Origin of the sequence: uncultured Winogradskyella sp., from assembly GCF_947495255.1 — a bacterium.
GTDB lineage: Bacteria > Bacteroidota > Bacteroidia > Flavobacteriales > Flavobacteriaceae > Winogradskyella.
The window spans coordinates 217419-234685 of the sequence record NZ_CANLYI010000007.1 but is presented as its reverse complement, the minus strand read 5'-3'; the positions used below and the strand labels follow the sequence as shown (position 1 = coordinate 234685).

Here is a 17267-nt window from a genome sequence, read left to right as displayed (position 1 = left end):
AAAAATAAGGAAGACAAAAATGCCTTCCTTAAAATTTTATAATATGTATTAATGATTATTTTTTACAATACTCATCTACAATTTGCTTTAAGTTATCTAAGTTGCTTAAATCAAACTCGCCATTGCTGATATCTTCAGATAAACTTTTACAATTAGCCACAAACTTGGCTAGTTTTTCAGAGATTTTATCATTTTTTCTACTGTCAACCATAAAGCCAACCTTCTGATCTGTAAATTTTAAGACGTAAGTCCCTTCTTCACCTGGTTTAGATAAAACCATGTGTCCATTTTTTTCATAAATGATTTCGTAGAAGTAAGAGTTGTCAAAACCTAAGTTAGAAGCGTTAGATAATTTTTTAAGCGCATTACCCTTTGTTTTCATTCCCATAAAGCACTTTTCTGTACCTTCATCATCTGCACAAAACGTAACATTGTCCTTAGCTGCGAATTTTTTAATACGATCTCTATTCTTTTCGTTTTTGTATTTAACGCTCACAAATTTCCCGAATTTATCGATAGAATTCATTTCGTAAATACCACTTTCTTGTTGTGAAGGGTCGATGTCTAGTTTTTCAAAAATTGCGAAAACTGTTCCTGAATATACTTTTCCATCTTCATCAGTTACTTTTCCGGCAACGCCATAAAGATTAATACTTTGTGCTTTAGCAACGTTGACACGTTCATTGTGTAATTTCTTTTTGTAGGCTTTAGCTTCGTGCTGCAGTGTGTAACCTCTACCCAATAATTCTTCTACAAATATTTGAGCAAATGATCTAGAGAAACGACCCGTCATCATTGTTTTAGAACCATAATCAAATTTAAAAGTATCATCGGTGTATGTCGTTGCATCAACATCTGTACAGGTAGAACAGCCTTTTGCAGTACCTACAACAATGCCATCTAAATCTTTTACAGTATAGGTGTTGTTATAAAACGATGCACGACCAACAATATTAGTGCCTTGTGAGCCACCAAATAATATAGTACCATCATCTTTTACAAACGGATTGTATTTGCCAACTGTTTTTTGACGTTCTGCTTCATCTGTTTTTGCAGCAACTACAGCTTGAGCATATTTGTCACTTAGCACTTCGCGCTCTACAGCAAAGAATTCGTCAACTTTCGCCATATCAATACCATTAGTGGTGATAAGCTCATATTTTTCACTAAGTAGCTTTATAATTAATTTAGTAACGCTAAATGAAGTCATTAAAACCTCATAAGGAATTTCTGTTTTCTTTCCGTCAGCAGAAGTCATTTCTAACCATTGAAAACCTTCAAGGTTTGAGGCAGACATACCTTTAAAAACAACATCAAAAGCTTTTTCGCCTTTTAAAGTTGTAAACTTATAGTTGTCTCTAGTGTCATCATTTACTTTAGCGACTTCTTTACCATCGAAAGTAACGATACCTTTTTTTACTTTAATTTTTTGACCAAAACTTAATAACGGAAGTGTTATTAATAAGGCAAGAATAATTTTTTTCATAATTTATTATTTAATGATTGATGTTGTTTAGTGAAATAAATCAGCGTACGAAAATACAATAATTAATCTATTACTATTGTTAGTCGCTATAAGGCTTGAGTAAAGACACAAAAAAAACGCTAACCATTTTTAAAGGAAAGCGTTCTTATATTATAAATATGTTCTGTTATCTCAATTTAGGAAAATCACCTGGACTTAACTCATGCATCACGTCATAAATCGCTTCAAAAATATCTTCAACAGATGGTTTAGAAAAATAATCGCCATCAGTTCCGTAAGCCGGTCTGTGTGGTTGTGCGGCTATAGTTTTTGGTTTGCTATCTAAATATTCAAAGGCATTTTGCTCATTTAATATTTGATCCAAGATATAAGCAGAAGCGCCACCTTTTACATCTTCATCGATGACCATAACTCTGTTGGTTTTGGCAATACTCTTAACGATATCGTGATTTAAATCAAAAGGTAATAGTGATTGCACATCAATAATTTCAGCATCAATACCAACTTCTTGTAATTCTTTAGCAGCTTGTTCAACTAAACGCAATGTAGAGCCATAAGAAACTAAGGTAATATCTTCACCTTCTCTAATGGTTTCTACAACACCAATAGGCGTTTTAAATTCACCAATATTATTAGGTAGTTTTTCTTTTAATCGGTAGCCATTTAAACACTCTACAACTAAAGCAGGTTCATCACTAGCCAGCAAGGTGTTATAAAATCCAGCAGCTTTAGTCATGTTTCTTGGTACTAAAACGTGGATACCTCTAATAAGATTTAAAATTCCACCCATTTGAGAACCAGAATGCCATATACCTTCTAATCTATGACCGCGTGTTCTCACAATTAAAGGTGCTTTTTGGCGACCTTTTGTTCTGTATTGAACCGTTGCCAAATCATCACTCATTATCTGTAAGGCATACATGATATAATCTAAGTACTGAATCTCAGCAATGGGTCTTAACCCACGCATAGACATACCTATACCTTGACCAATAATAGTGGCTTCCCTAATACCTGTATCAGCAACTCTAAGCTCACCATGTTTTTCTTGCAGTCCTTCTAAGCCTTGATTTACATCACCAATGTAACCAGCGTCTTCTCCAAAAATTAAACTTTCAGGATAATTAGTGAAAATAGCATCAAAATTTTCTCTTAAAACAACGCGTCCATCAACGTCAGTAGCATTGTCGTCGTAAGTTGGTAGAACTTCTGCTTGGTTTAATGCATTTTGAGCTGATTCGCTATGTAAGTGAGAACTGTATTTTGGCTGAATGGCTTTAATATAATTAGTAATCCAATTTTGAACGGCAACTTTCGTAGGTGATGATTCTGAAACCACATAACGTAAAGATTTACGTGAAGCAGATAAAATATCTCTTCTCAACGGTTCGTCAATCGCCTCTAAATCATTAACTAATTTTTTTATAAAAACGCCATTTGGGCTAGTAGTCGCTAATTGATTTAATAAATTAATCGCTTCTTTAGATTCTGCTATTACAGGATTAATAAACGTTAACCAAGCTTCTTTTTTTGCTAATCTAACTTCTCTTTTAATACTGCGTTCTAAATCTAATAATTCTTCGTCTGTAGCGATGTTATTAGCAATAACCCATTTACGCATTTGCGCGTTACAATCGTATTCTGCTTCCCAAGCTAAACGTTCTTGATTTTTATATCGTTCATGAGAACCAGAGGTAGAATGACCTTGAGGTTGTGTTAATTCTTGAACATGAATCATTACTGGTACATGTTCTTTTCTTGAAATTTGAGCTGCACGTTGGTAAGTATCCATTAATTCTGGATAATTCCAGCCGTTAACTCTAAAAATTTCGTAACCTTTTTGGTCTTCGGTACGTTGAAAACCTTTTAATATTTCAGATATATTTTCTTTAGTGGTTTGATGTCTAGCATGTACTGAGATGCCGTAATTGTCATCCCAAATACTAATAACCATAGGGACTTGTAAAACACCTGCAGCGTTTATAGTTTCAAAAAACAAACCTTCACTAGTACTTGCGTTACCAATAGTTCCCCAAGCAACTTCATTACCCGATTTTGAAAAATTAGTAGTGTCAATACCTTTAACTTGCCTATATATTTTAGACGCTTGCGCTAATCCTAAAAGTCTAGGCATTTGGCCTGCGGTTGGAGAGATATCTGCACTAGAGTTTTTTTGCGCTGTTAGATTTTTCCAATTGCCATTTTTATCTAAACTATGGGTAGCAAAATGACCTCCCATTTGTCTACCTGCAGACATAGGTTCTTCTTTTAAATCGGTATTGGCATATAAACCTGCAAAAAATTGCTCAATGGTTAATTCTCCAATAGCCATCATAAAAGTTTGATCTCTATAATAACCAGATCTAAAATCGCCATTTTCAAAAGCCTTAGCCCAAGCGATTTGCGGAATCTCTTTTCCGTCTCCAAAAATCCCGAATTTTGCCTTACCTGTTAAAACTTCTCGTCGACCTAACAAACTACATTCTCTACTGGTGACAGCAAGTTTATAATCATTTAAAACTTCCGCTTTAAAATCATCGAATGTAATTTCTGTTTTTGTGTTAGGTTTTGTCTTCATGTAGGCTTAGATTATATCTAACAAAAGTACAAAATTTAAAGGTGCTATGCAATAGCTTAATCTGTTATAATGATGCGTAATTATTTGTAAAAACGTATTTTTCTTAGGGATTATGTAATTATGAGCAATATTTTAACATTTCAATAAGAATTTGTTAATACCACTTCCTTCTAAAAAGACCCAGAAGTACTTGTGGATCTACCGTAAACATAAAGCGAATGCTTTGATCGTAATTAGGTTGTGCTATTTCCCATCCTAAATTTGAATAAATAGGTAGATATATTTCAAAATAGTCTTCTACAAGATTCAATCTAATACCAGAGTCATAAACAAATTTAGCATTACTAAACTTATTTTTTACTAACCCTAAATCACCATAGGCTTGTATGTAACGCCAAATTGATGTACTGAAATTAGCAGTGGTCATCCATTGATTGGCAAATGCGGGTTCTAATTGCGATTTAAAACCACCTTCTGCAATTATAAGTTGTTGACTAAATAGACCTGCGGCTTCCGAGCGTCCTAAATAATTAAGGTCAAACAAATAATCTGTAGGTCTGTCTAATGCAAAGCTAAAATAATCGTCAGTTGGATCAGAGTGGTTATCTATGAAAAAACCAGCGTAAAACCTGAAGTTTATATTTCTGTTGCTTTTGGTTAGTTTTCTAAATTCGTAATTAACTGCCAGTTTACTGAATTTATCAGCGATTTGAAAATCCGTATTAAATTTAGAGAAATTTATAATGCCTGGATTAGAGTGGGTGTATCTCAAATTAAAAACACCATAATCTGGTTCATCAACAATAACCGTTGCATTTTCACCAAGTTCTCTTTTTATACTTACATATCTTGCAGTAATATTATCTACAGTATTTGATCTAAAATCATTGTCATTTCTAAAACTAAAGGATACTAAAGGTCGTATTCTAGTAAAAAAAGCATCTTGCGCAAAAGATTGGTAACCTGCTGTAATGCCATAACTAATATCATATAGGTTTTTGTTCTCAATATTGTGCGTATAAAAAATAGAGGTAGAGCCTGTTATTGCTTTTGATTTTGTAGCATATTGCGGAGAGAAACGATAATTTAAACGTTTTCTCAGTATTGTTTTATTATAAACCTTAGTACCTAATGTTAAACCATCATATATATTGTTAAACTCAACCAATGGCATAAAAAAGATCTGGTTGTAATTAGGGTCTTCGATATCTTTAAATAATCTTACTTGTAATGGTTTATTGTTTAAGAAGGAACCATTGGCAGCTTTGTAATTATCACGTTGGTTATATTCTGGTATAACGTTATCATAATCTAAAGCAAATTTTTCAGTACTGTCTTTTGGGATGGTTATTGTTTTTTTGCCCTGTATGTTTTCAATCCATAATTGATCTATAACCGAATCGTTTTTCAATTTAAAAAGAGAAATAGGCATGGAGTTTTTACGCTTATTCTTTATGGTCAGTCTTAGGGAGTCTTTTGTGGATTCAATTGAAGAGATTTTAAAATCAATTTTCTTTCGCGTCTTAATGTAATCTGTAAAAAACCAATCGATATTCTTATCTGTTTTTGATTTTATAAAGTCTTCAAAATCATCAATTTTAACTGACTTTAATTGATAGGCTTTTAAAAATTCGGTAATGTTTTTAGCTAAACTAATATCGTCTGTAAAATGATCCAAATAATTAAGACCAACACCTGCTTTGTATTTTCCTGCAATGTTAGCATTGAATTTTGTCAATGAATCTTTTGAGGTCGAAATAGGTTGATCTCTATTCTTTCTAGCGATTTCCATAGAATAAAGAAAATACTGAAAGTTGAAATCTAAATCTGAAGCATGAAAAGCTCTTATGCCCCAAACATCTGCTAAAGTTCCTAGTAGTTTTTTATCAGGATAGTTTTCTTCAACATATTTAATTAAATAATAGATTTGAAGCCCTTCACTTAACCAATGCTCTTTTCTTGGGTTGAGCAGCAGAACATTATCTGTATACTTTGTTAAGGCCGTTTTAAGGAGTTTTAATTCGTATTGAAAATCGTTAGGAAAAGGTCTAAAAAAATCGGGTAATTGATTTAATCCATAAAGCGGATCCTTTTGGTAATCAATTCGAGACACTAACAAGAGCTGATGTGGATACTCGCCTAAGTTTTCAGTTAAGAACCTTGTAATTTTATCTGTTATTATAGCCTTTTCTGGAGCAGGAATGTCTCGTTCATAGATGTTAGAGACAAGCGTAAAATTATCTGTACGCACATAGCCAAAGGATGGAAATTTTTCTATAGCGACATAAGTGTCTATTCGGTCTTTGCCAAATAGCGTAATGGTTTGTGTTAGGTTTTTAAGATCAGACTCTAAGTTATTAAAATCTAACTCAGACGTGACTTTGTAATTTCTTGGATAAGTGATTCTAAGTGTAATGTCCGACTTCGGAATAAATAAATCATCCAAGTTTTTGTTGCTGTAATAATGCCATTTACCATCAAACACAACTGGTGTGATGTACCAGTATTTTAATTGAAAATCTTGATTTTTTGTAACGCCATAATCTGTAAAAGTTGCATCTGGTATTAAGAGACTGTAGTTTAAGTTAATATGATATGAGGCACCTGCTTTTAATGGCTTAGATAAAGTAACTTTAATAACATCTGGATGTTCTTTTAACCTAGTGTGTTCTAAAGATGTACTGTCCTCATCTTTTATAGATGTAACAAGTGTATAACCACGTTGTTCACTTTTTGCTAAGTGAAACTTGGTGCTAAATTCTTCTTCAAATCGTTTGGCTAAAGGTGTGGTTTTAGTTGAGTAACTATTGTTCCAGTCGCTTAAATAGATTTCTTTAAGCTCTAAATTAGTTTCGTTTTTGTAAACTATAGTCTGATCAACACTAATGGTTTTAGTATCCACATCTACATTTGCCGAAATGTCCAGAGCGTTTTGAGCAACACTAGTGAAGCTAAAAACAAAGATTAAGATGAGTATAGTTAGTGAAGTCTTCAATTAGAAATTATGAATTTTATAGGATTTAAATGGCTATTAGAAAGCGTTAAGTAATAAAGGCCATCTTGTAAATCAGAAACATCAAAATACTGCTTAGCATCTATATTGGTTTGAAACGTTTTAACTTTTTGACCTAAATTATTGTAAATGTATAACGATACATTGCCATAATTAAGATGATAATTTATGGCTAGTGTTTCTCGTATGATGTTGCTGTCTAAACTGAAATTAGCAATAGTTTCATATTGGTTGATACTTAAAAAATTAGCATCAGTTTCTAATGATAAGGTCACAGGAAGGTGATCGCTAAAATTATGAAGATGATTTCTTAAGGTATACGAAAATTGTGAACCTGTGGTTTCGCATTCGGAAGAATTTATAGCTTTATTCCAACAAGATACTAATCCGTTATTACCATAGACTTGATAAGAGTCTGGTACATACGTCACATTCGCGGTATTTAACATATTCTCAGAGGTTAGGATAAAATCGAAACGATCATCAAAACCACCTGTGGTGCCTCCAAAGCCTGTTTGTGTGCGTGTAGATTGCGAAAATACATCGACATAACTTGAGTTGTTATGCCAACTACCAACACGGTTAGGTGGATCTACAAACGTTATGTTATTAGTGTCACTTAATAAAGTCTGAAAAGCAGCTTCACTCGATGTATATAGATTTAAATCGCCTCCTAATAATACATTAGTATCGCTAGGTAAAGTCTCTAAGTAAATTTCTAAATTTTCTACCATTTCAAATCGTTTTTGAGCGTTTAAAGTTCCGCTAGAAGCTTTTAAATGGCAAACAATAACATATAATTCTATAGGGTCTGTATCTTGATTTTCAGTATTTAATCTTAGCCGATAAACATTAAAATCTCTTAATATAGTTTGTACAATAATTTCTTCTATTAAGCTGAATTTAGTACTGTCAAATAGAAGCAGGTTTTGTAAATCATTTTGATCGCCATAATAATCATCTGATGTATTGGAGACGTAAGTAGCCATTTCAAAATCGTTACTAATCGCTGATTTTGCAGTATTTAAAACGTCAACAGCTCCAGAGATATTATTAAGCTCGCAAACTAAAAACAAATCGGGTTGGTAATCATTGAGAATATATGCCAAATCATTGATTCTATTTGGCACAGCATCCTCTAATGGGTAATTTAATAAATTATAAAACATCACCTTAAAGCTTTCTTGTGCAGAGACACTAGAAAGTGAGATGAGCAATAGCGTTAAAACACTTAGAATTTTCTTTTTCATAGCATTGAAATGAAATTAGTGTTTATTTAGTTGGTCTTAGCTAATTTCATATTAGAAATTAGGACTAAGACCAGATTCTTTATAAAAGTTGTTTAGGATTTCTATAACTTCATCGCCTGAATCCACAAGGTGAATAAGGTCTAAATCTTTTTCGCTAATGTTACCAGCGTCAAGCAATGTAGATTTTACCCAATCCATGAGTCCACCCCAAAATTCTTTCCCAACTAAAATAATAGGGAAGGTTTCAATTTTGTGCGTTTGTATTAATGTAATCGCTTCAAATAATTCATCTAATGTTCCAAAACCGCCTGGCATAACAACAAAACCTTGAGAGTATTTTACAAACATTACTTTTCTAACAAAGAAGTAATCAAAATCTAAGCTCTTGTCATTATCAATATAAGGATTGTCATGTTGCTCAAAAGGAAGTTCTATATTTAAACCTACAGAAGTTCCGCCTGCAATATGTGCCCCTTTATTTCCGGCTTCCATAATACCTGGTCCACCACCTGTAATCACACCATAACCTTGGTCTACAATTTTTCTTGCAACTTCTTCGGCTAATTTATAATATTTATGATCTGGTTTGGTTCTTGCTGATCCAAAAATAGAAACACAAGGACCAATTTTACTAAGCTTTTCATAACCATTTACAAATTCGCCCATGATTTTAAAAATCGCCCATGAGTCGTTTGTTTTTATTTCGTTCCAGCCTTTATTTTTTATTTCGTTTATCATTTGTTATATACTTATTATTCGTAATCTTAAATTGTGTAAGGTTTAATTATTTTTTTGCAACTCGCTAAAGTAATTATAAATTAATAACTTCTTTATACTGAAATTGTCAATATATTGTTAATTCAACTCTTTCTTCAAAAATTTAGCTGTATAACTCTTTTTATCCTTTATAATTTGTTCTGGTGTGCCTTTGGCAACTACATTTCCACCACCTTTTCCGCCTTCGTATCCAATATCAATAATATAGTCAACGGTCTTAATAACATCTAAATTATGTTCAATAATTAAAACGGTATTGCCTTTGTCTGCTAACTTATTAAGGACTTTCATCAAGACTCTAATGTCTTCAAAATGTAAACCTGTGGTTGGTTCATCTAAGATGTAAAATGTATTACCAGTATCGCGTTTGCTTAATTCTGAAGCTAACTTAATACGTTGTGCTTCACCACCAGAAAGCGTGGTACTTTGCTGGCCTAGAGTTATGTAGCCTAAGCCAACATCTTTAATCGTTTTTAATTTTCTATGAATTTTAGGAATATTCTCAAAGAAACTAACAGCTTCTTCAATCGTCATATTCAACACATCACTAATGGATTTGCCTTTGTATCTAATTTCTAAAGTTTCTCTATTAAAACGTTTGCCTTGGCACGTTTCACATTCCACATAAACATCCGGAAGGAAATTCATCTCTATAACACGTAATCCTCCTCCTTGGCATGTTTCACATCGGCCTCCTTTTACATTAAAACTAAAACGACCTGGTTTGTAACCTCGTATCATCGCTTCAGGAATCTTAGAAAATAAGCTTCTTATTTCGTCAAAAGTTTTGGTGTATGTTGCCGGATTACTTCTTGGTGTTCTCCCAATTGGTGATTGATTAATGTCAATAACCTTATCTAAATGTTCTAATCCTTTGATGCTTTTGTAAGGCATTGGTTTTTTTACACCATTAAAATAGTGCGCATTTAAAATAGGGTAGAGGGTTTCGTTAATTAAGGTCGATTTCCCGCTTCCTGAAACACCTGTAATACCAATCATTTTTCCTAAAGGAAATTCAACATCTACATTTTTTAAATTATTACCTGTACAGCCTTTTAAAACCAATTTTTTACCATTGCCTTTTCGTCGTGTTTTAGGGATCTCAATAGCCCTTTCACCATTAAGATAAGCTGCAGTTAGAGTATGTTGTTTTAAAAGTTCTTCAGGTGTGCCTTCACTTATAATTTCGCCACCATGTTTGCCTGCAAAAGGACCAATGTCTATAACATGGTCTGCACGTTCTATCATATCCTTGTCGTGCTCTACAACAATCACTGAATTCCCAACATCTCTCAACGATATTAAGGAATTAATAAGTTTTTCATTATCACGTTGGTGTAAACCAATACTGGGTTCATCTAAAATATAAAGTACACCAACCAATTGCGAACCAATTTGGGTCGCTAAACGAATACGTTGGGCTTCGCCTCCAGATAGTGATTTAGAACTGCGGTTAAGCGATAAATAGGTAAGACCTACATCTAAAAGAAACTGCACTCTATTTCTAATTTCCTTAATGATTTCTGCTGAAATTTGTTGTTGTTTATTGCTAAGACGTTCGGTTAGGTTTTCTAACCAAAGTCCTAATTCTACAACATCCATGTTTACCAAATCGGCAATACTTTTGCCATCAACTTTAAAATAAAGGGATTCTTTACGTAAACGCGACCCTTTACAAACCGGACATTCAATTTTATCCATATATTCCTTAGCCCAGCGCACTAAAGATGTGGAGTTAGAGTTGTATTGACTGTCTATAAAATTAGCAACACCTTCAAAATCTATTTTGTAATCTCTGGTAACACCAAGTAATTTGCTTTCTACCGTAAATCTATCTTTTCCACCATGTAAAATAACTTGTTTAGCTTCTTCTGGGATGTCTTTCCAGGCATCGTTTAATGAGAAGTCAAAACGCTGTGCTATGGTTTCAAACTGTTTAAAAATCCAGCTTTTCTTTTGTGGTCCATGTGGTGCAAGGGCGCCGTTTTTTATAGATAGTGAATCGTCTGGAACTAATTTTTGGTCGTTAACCACATACAATTCGCCAATACCATTACAATTAGAACAAGCCCCTTTTGGTGAATTAAAAGAGAAGTTATTCGGTTCTGGATTTGGATAAGAGATACCAGAGGAAGGACACATTAAATTACGGCTAAAAAAACGAGGTTCATTAGTGTCTTGGTCAATCACCATTAATACATCATCACCATGATACATGGCTGTATTTATGGATTCCATTAAACGTTTCTCGTTGTCTTTGTTATCGTCAATTTTTAAGCGGTCAATAACAATTTCAATATCGTGGGTTTTGTAACGATCTAGTTTCATCCCTTTTTCAAGGTCTACAATAGCACCATCGGTTCTCACTTTTACAAAACCTTGTTTAGCAATTTGCTCAAATAATTCACGATAATGCCCTTTACGAGAACGAATAACAGGCGATAAAATGTTAATGCGTTTGCCTTTATACGATTCTAAAATCAAGTCTTTTATTTGCGCATCGTTATAACTCACCATCTGCTCACCAGTTTCATAACTGTAAGCATCTGCTGCTCTGGCATAGAGTAAACGCAGAAAGTCATAAATCTCAGTAATGGTACCAACAGTAGAACGCGGCGATTTACTGGTTGTTTTTTGCTCAATAGCAATAACAGGCGAAAGCCCATCAATTTTATCAACATCTGGTCGTTCTAAACTCCCTAAAAATTGACGTGCATAAGCCGAGAATGTTTCAATATAACGACGTTGGCCTTCAGCATAAATAGTATCGAAAGCCAATGAAGATTTTCCACTACCAGATAAACCAGTAATAACCACTAGTTTCTCTCTCGGTATGGTAACGTCTATGTTTTTAAGGTTGTGAACGCGTGCTCCTTTTACTTCAATGGAATCGTTGAATTGGCTCATATATGTTGTAAGTCCTTCTATTGTTTTTGGAAAGATGCAAAGGTACAATTTTAGTTGTTAAATTGTTGTGAAGGTTTCTTTACAGTTTTCAGTCTGAGTCTCAGTATGAAGCTTGGGCAACAGTAACTTGATTTTATTTATATGCGTTACACTTGGCAATTCCCCAAAATCATTATTAATAAAATTGTTATCTAATGAAAAATACTATTTAAAACCCTAAGCTACTATCGTACTTGAAATTCCGACACAGTCGGAACCAACGATTTTCAGAAGTAATGAGCTACAAATCTTATTAATTTCTATATCAAGGATTGGAATATTTTATAAATTAAAAACCAAACTCATTAATATATCAGCGAATGGTGCTTTAGCAACTTCCTAACAAATCGTTTTGATTTTTTGGTTCGTTTTGCATCAAGGCAAAATGAATAAAGAAGTTTTAATCATATTTGTTCTAAAGTAAACAATAGTATTCGGTAAATTATTAGCGGGTTTGACTTATGAACTAGTTTTTGATAAGTTTATGAATCACTTTATCACCTTCAGCATTTTGTATAGAGATCAAATAAAATCCTGAGGGAAACGATTCAAGATTCAATACCGTAGATTTTGAATCGATAGACCTCGTCATTAAAATGGTTCCAAAAGTATTTAAAACCTGTATCGTATAGGTGTTAGAGGTTTTTAAATCTATATGCACTACGCCCTTTGAAGGATTGGGATACATGGTGCTTTCAGCAAGTGTAAATGGTACGGTACTTAAATTGGTATTGATTGAAAAGTCAGCTACAACAGGAAAGTGGTCAGAGGCACTCCCAGTGTCAAAGGCATTAAGATTGTATAAACTTAGACGTTCATCTGGCATTACTTCGGTTTGTAAAACAAAAGATTTTTGAGCCGTTAATGTGTAGTCCGAAAAAATAATGAAATCTAGTTTACCAGGAGGGAAACCTTCATTGTCGGATCTCCAAGTATAGGCCATACGCAATTCGGTTTGTAAACAATTTTCTTCCTTAAGAGCCGTATCATCCCAGTCTAATAGAGCACCAGTACCATAAGTAGCGGTGTTTTGTATGTCTCCAGTTTTTAATGTGGTTAATTGTTGCGAATAGCCAACTAAGTTTAAGTCTCCTGAATACATAAACGGTGTGTTTTCTGCTAAGGTGATAATACCGCCTGGAGATTTAGCATCTAGAATAAAAGCGGCATATTGATCGCCTTGGTCTTGTCTTAAGTCATCAGCATCACAACAATTTAAATGGGCATTGGTAAATAATAAATCGGTAGGGTAAGTGCTTGGTAAATCTATTAAAACCGGAAATTGCCTTGTAAGACTGGTCCATTGTTGTATAATTTCCCATCGCGACACCGTAATGAGTCCGCCAAGCTTTTCAGCATACCAGCCATGTGCTGTGCTTAACGGAAACCATGTGTCAAAAAGTGACTTTACATGGGCAGCAGAGGTATCCCAACATTCCGTTAATCCTACCACATCTGGTGAAATAGCTTTAATGATGTGTTCAAAATTATCCACTCTGTCCGTATCATCTAAGCCATTAAATAACGTATTGTAAGCGAGCAATCTAATATCAGAAGCATTAGATTTAATAATGTCAATAGGTGTGTAAGGCGTAACAGGTGTGTCGTCAAAAGTATAAGAAAAGGTTAGCCCTTCATTAGGGATTTTATCAGAGTTCTCGTCGTTTTTCAATAAGATTTTTAGAGTGGGTGATGTAAATAATGGATTAATACCATCTGGTATTTGGTGTCGTCCTATGGCAATTTCAAATTCGTTAGAGGTGACGGTTGGTGCAGCTCTTAATTTTAAGCTTGAAAAGTCTATTTCAGAATATGGACTCACATTATAATGGGCAAATAATTCTTTAAAAATAATACCAACTTCAGAGCCATAACCCGTTTGTATGCTATAGCCTGTATTTGCATTATTGTCGGTGTCTAAAAAGAGGCGTACTTGCTGAGCAATTAAATTGTCTGTTAAATCAAATTCTATATTGGCTTTGATTTTTATAAACAGAAACTCGTCATCATTGGTGACTTGTAGCTCTATAAAATCAATACCACTTATAGCTGTATTGGTGTCTGTGTAAGTGGTTAAGCTCGCATCCCAATCATCAAAAAGACCATCAATAGTAATCGCAGAAGATTGCGACTGTAAGGTCAGTGTAAAAAGAAGGAGTAGCGGTAAATAAAATATTTTGGTTTTTAAATTCATTGTATATAATTTCTTCACCTCTAAGTTGTTGGTAATGAATGATTTGTAAACGGCATAAAATAAATATGTTATGGACTAAAAATAAGTTTTAAAAAGATAAACAGATTATTTCTTTAACGAATCTGACTTTATACTTTTAATATCTTTCTGTATTTTATCAATCTCATGCGTTGATTTCTCAGTTCTAATAGCGTCTTTCTGATGAGATAAACGCTCTAGCTCTTCTTGTGTAGCAGTCGCTTCATTGGTCGTTTCTGTTTCTAGGTCTTTGGATTTTTTTCCGAGTTTTACATCAAAGTTTTCACTGTTACCTGATATCACAACCGGAATACCTAGAAGCCCTAAAGGCGGCAACCCAATGCGCATTTTTAAACTCAATTCGCCATCTAAGGTGGTTTGCCCTTCTACACGTAGTTTAAACGGACGTACTTTAAACTTAAAGCGTTCTAATTCTAATACATTATTACTGACCGTAGAGTTAATCGTAATCTCGGAAATCTTAGGGTCATTTAAGGCTTCAAAGCCTGATTTTTCAGAGACTTTACCCAAAAGTTTGTAACCGTCAAATTTTACATCATGCACTTTTAAGGTGCCTTTACCAGCAAGGGTTGGGAGTATAGGTAGCATATGAGCGTCTAGCGTGCCAGATAATTTATAATCTACAGATACAATACCAGAGGCTTGCGCAGCAGCTGGTGCCAATTCTTTAAATAAAGCGATACTGTTGTACCCTTTTTCTATATTGAGTTTCTGGGCGTTAATAGCCATAGAGAATAGGGCAGAAGTCATACTTTTAGGTTGGTAAAAGCCGTCTAATTTAGCGGTGCCATCAACCATGTTTAAGGTACTATTTTTTAAGAATAAGCCTTGGTTTTTTATACCTAAGTGACCTTTAAGCGCAGAGATTGTTAAACTATTGTACAGTAAAGAATCAATAGCAATGTTTAACACTAAATCTAAATCTTTTGGGACTTGCATAACACCACTAACCACATTAGCAATTTCTGATGTATTGTTAATACTGTCTGTTTGTTGCGTTAATTGATCTTCTTTTGGGAAAAACTCGGTAATATCAATTTTAGGAGACTTCAGTTTTAAATCACCTCGTAATACGCCTGTGTCATATAGCGCATAATTAAGATAATTCTGAAAATAGCCATCTAATTCAACGGCAGAAGTTTGGTGTCTTACGGCTAAGTTAGAAAATGCCATTTTATCATTTAAGAAAGTAAACGTGCCTTGTTTAATAAATACAGGCTGTTGTAATAGGTTGGTTTCAATTTCAATACCATTAAGCGCTAACGTACCACTATTAGTGTTTTGGGTTTGTGGTTGATTAATATTTCCTTTTAAATTAACATCTGCACGCAGTTGTCCGCTTTTAATTAAAAATGGCAATTCTACCACTTGGTTTAGTGTTGTAAAGTCAATATCACCTTTGCCAATAATACTATAATCTAAATTGTCGAAATTCTTAAAATAACCAGAACTCGTAAATGGATTATCAAGAAAACTAAAGTTAAAAGCGTTAATGACTAAAGAAGAGGTTTCATAGGTGTCACCAGGGTTTTCAGCAACCGCGTCTAAAGTTATGTTCTTTATGGGTTCTGGATGTCCGGAGGTTTGTAAACTACCGTCGGTTAATTTAAAAAAGCCTTGGGTCTTTGGTAATTTTGAATCGTGTGGTTGGTAAATACCATCTACATTTACATTTGTGGTCAATACGCCATTAAAATTAAGGTCTGGTAATTGTAAGGTTTCGTTTAAAATATCGAGATTAATTTTAGACACAATAGTCGACTTTACATACAACGAATCTATAAATCCTTCAGCATGCAGTTGTCCTGTTGTTTTTTCGTTATTTAGTGAAAAGTTAAGGTCATCTAATTGCAAATCTATCCAGTCGTTTTTTAAACGTCCTTTAAATTTTAAATTAAGGGCTTCAATAGCTTGTGCAGCATCTTTATGTTTTATTGTTCCATCACTAACAGCAACATCTAAATCCGTTTGATTAATACGTGATGCTTCTGGCACAGTGCCTGAAAAACCTGCGAGGTGCAATTGCGCATCCAAATCACCATTAAGGCTCACACTTTTAGACCATTCTGCATATTTTGGTGGTAACGCACTCACTAAAGCTTCCATAGTACCGTTTTCTGTATTAAAGAGGATGTCATAAGCCACACCATCATCAAATACATCGAGTTTACCTTCAAAATTAACATCAAGGTCGTTAAGCGAAATGGTGTTTTTATCGAGTTCTATAGATAGGTTTTCGGTATCATATATGGTGAATGATCGCGCTTTAAGTTGCTTTCCGCTGAGGTAATCAATATGGTCAAAAACCACATCGACATTATCAATATTTAATTTAGAACCTAGTTTTAATTTCCCATTATCTAATCCGCCTTTACCATTATAATTTAAGCCTTCTGAAACGATGGTAATACCTAAATCATCATCTTGGTAGTGTACAGAAGCATTTTCAATTTTAAGACGTCTTAGTTTTAAATGAAGTCCAGAAGCACTTGTGTCTTGGGCAACGGTTGTGGTGTCTGCATTTTTGTAAACATCGTAATTGTAACGTCCAAACTTATCTTTTATAAGCGTAATGTTACAATCAGAGATGTAGGTTTCTTTGATTTCTACTTTGTCCGAAAAAATGAGCTTAAACACATTAATACCAAAACCGATTTCTCCAGCTTTAATTAATGAGGTACTTTTAAAAGGTTCGGAACTTGCCAAATTAACATCTTGAAACGAAAACGTTAAGGACGGAAAATGATTAAAGAATGAGATTTCAGAATCCTTAAATTCTAGTTCTGTATCTAAATTAGCATTAATACCTTTCTTTATTTCATTCGAAATAAAATCGTTAAATAACGAAGGTATAGCAAACATACTTGCCAATAAAAATACGAGAATTGCTAAAATCCACTTCAAGATTTTGCCTATTAGAGTTTTCTTTTTAGAGTCTTTTTCCATAAAAGCTAGGGTCACTTTTCAGCGTTAACGGTCAAAAG

Annotated in this window: 8 protein-coding genes; all 8 read right to left on the bottom strand. The window is 33.9% G+C overall.

The genetic code is table 11. The features are described from left to right. Positions 1–55 precede the first annotated feature (55 nt). Positions 56–1486 carry a hypothetical protein gene (locus Q0807_RS13030; protein ID WP_299110469.1) on the bottom strand — a complete coding sequence of 477 codons (1431 nt, stop codon included), beginning with the start codon at positions 1484–1486 and terminating at the stop codon, positions 56–58. A 166-nt stretch (positions 1487–1652) separates the two neighbouring features. Then, positions 1653–4064: a thiamine pyrophosphate-dependent enzyme gene (locus tag Q0807_RS13025; RefSeq protein ID WP_299110468.1), complete on the bottom strand. Its 2412-nt coding sequence runs from the start codon at positions 4062–4064 to the stop codon at positions 1653–1655. A 154-nt stretch (positions 4065–4218) separates the two neighbouring features. After that, positions 4219–7059: a metalloprotease gene (locus Q0807_RS13020; RefSeq protein WP_299110467.1), complete on the bottom strand. Its 2841-nt coding sequence runs from the start codon at positions 7057–7059 to the stop codon at positions 4219–4221. Continuing rightward, positions 7056–8327, bottom strand: a complete 1272-nt coding sequence (locus Q0807_RS13015; protein WP_299110466.1) for an endonuclease/exonuclease/phosphatase family protein — start codon at positions 8325–8327, stop codon at positions 7056–7058. Before Q0807_RS13015 ends, Q0807_RS13020 begins: the two co-directional genes overlap by 4 nt. Positions 8328–8378: 51 nt before the next feature. Beyond that, positions 8379–9065: a TIGR00730 family Rossman fold protein gene (locus Q0807_RS13010; protein ID WP_299110465.1), complete on the bottom strand. Its 687-nt coding sequence runs from the start codon at positions 9063–9065 to the stop codon at positions 8379–8381. 117 nt (positions 9066–9182) lie between these two features. Next, positions 9183–12011 (bottom strand): excinuclease ABC subunit UvrA, encoded by a 2829-nt coding sequence (gene uvrA / locus Q0807_RS13005; RefSeq protein WP_299110464.1) that lies wholly within the window; start codon positions 12009–12011, stop codon positions 9183–9185. A 505-nt stretch (positions 12012–12516) separates the two neighbouring features. After that, positions 12517–14244 (bottom strand): T9SS type A sorting domain-containing protein, encoded by a 1728-nt coding sequence (locus Q0807_RS13000; protein ID WP_299110463.1) that lies wholly within the window; start codon positions 14242–14244, stop codon positions 12517–12519. 105 nt (positions 14245–14349) lie between these two features. Then, complete coding sequence (locus Q0807_RS12995; protein ID WP_299110462.1) at positions 14350–17229, bottom strand: AsmA-like C-terminal region-containing protein; 2880 nt, start codon at positions 17227–17229, stop codon at positions 14350–14352. Positions 17230–17267 lie beyond the last annotated feature (38 nt).

Excerpts from the sequence above, each read along its gene's own strand:
- Q0807_RS13015 (WP_299110466.1), bottom strand. The coding sequence starts at position 8,327 with ATGAAAAAGAAAATTCTAAGTGTTTTAACGCTATTGCTCATCTCACTT.
- Q0807_RS13000 (WP_299110463.1), bottom strand. The coding sequence starts at position 14,244 with ATGAATTTAAAAACCAAAATATTTTATTTACCGCTACTCCTTCTTTTT.
- Q0807_RS13010 (WP_299110465.1), bottom strand. The coding sequence starts at position 9,065 with ATGATAAACGAAATAAAAAATAAAGGCTGGAACGAAATAAAAACAAAC.
- uvrA (WP_299110464.1), bottom strand. The coding sequence starts at position 12,011 with ATGAGCCAATTCAACGATTCCATTGAAGTAAAAGGAGCACGCGTTCAC.
- Q0807_RS13025 (WP_299110468.1), bottom strand. The coding sequence starts at position 4,064 with ATGAAGACAAAACCTAACACAAAAACAGAAATTACATTCGATGATTTT.
- Q0807_RS12995 (WP_299110462.1), bottom strand. The coding sequence starts at position 17,229 with ATGGAAAAAGACTCTAAAAAGAAAACTCTAATAGGCAAAATCTTGAAG.
- Q0807_RS13030 (WP_299110469.1), bottom strand. The coding sequence starts at position 1,486 with ATGAAAAAAATTATTCTTGCCTTATTAATAACACTTCCGTTATTAAGT.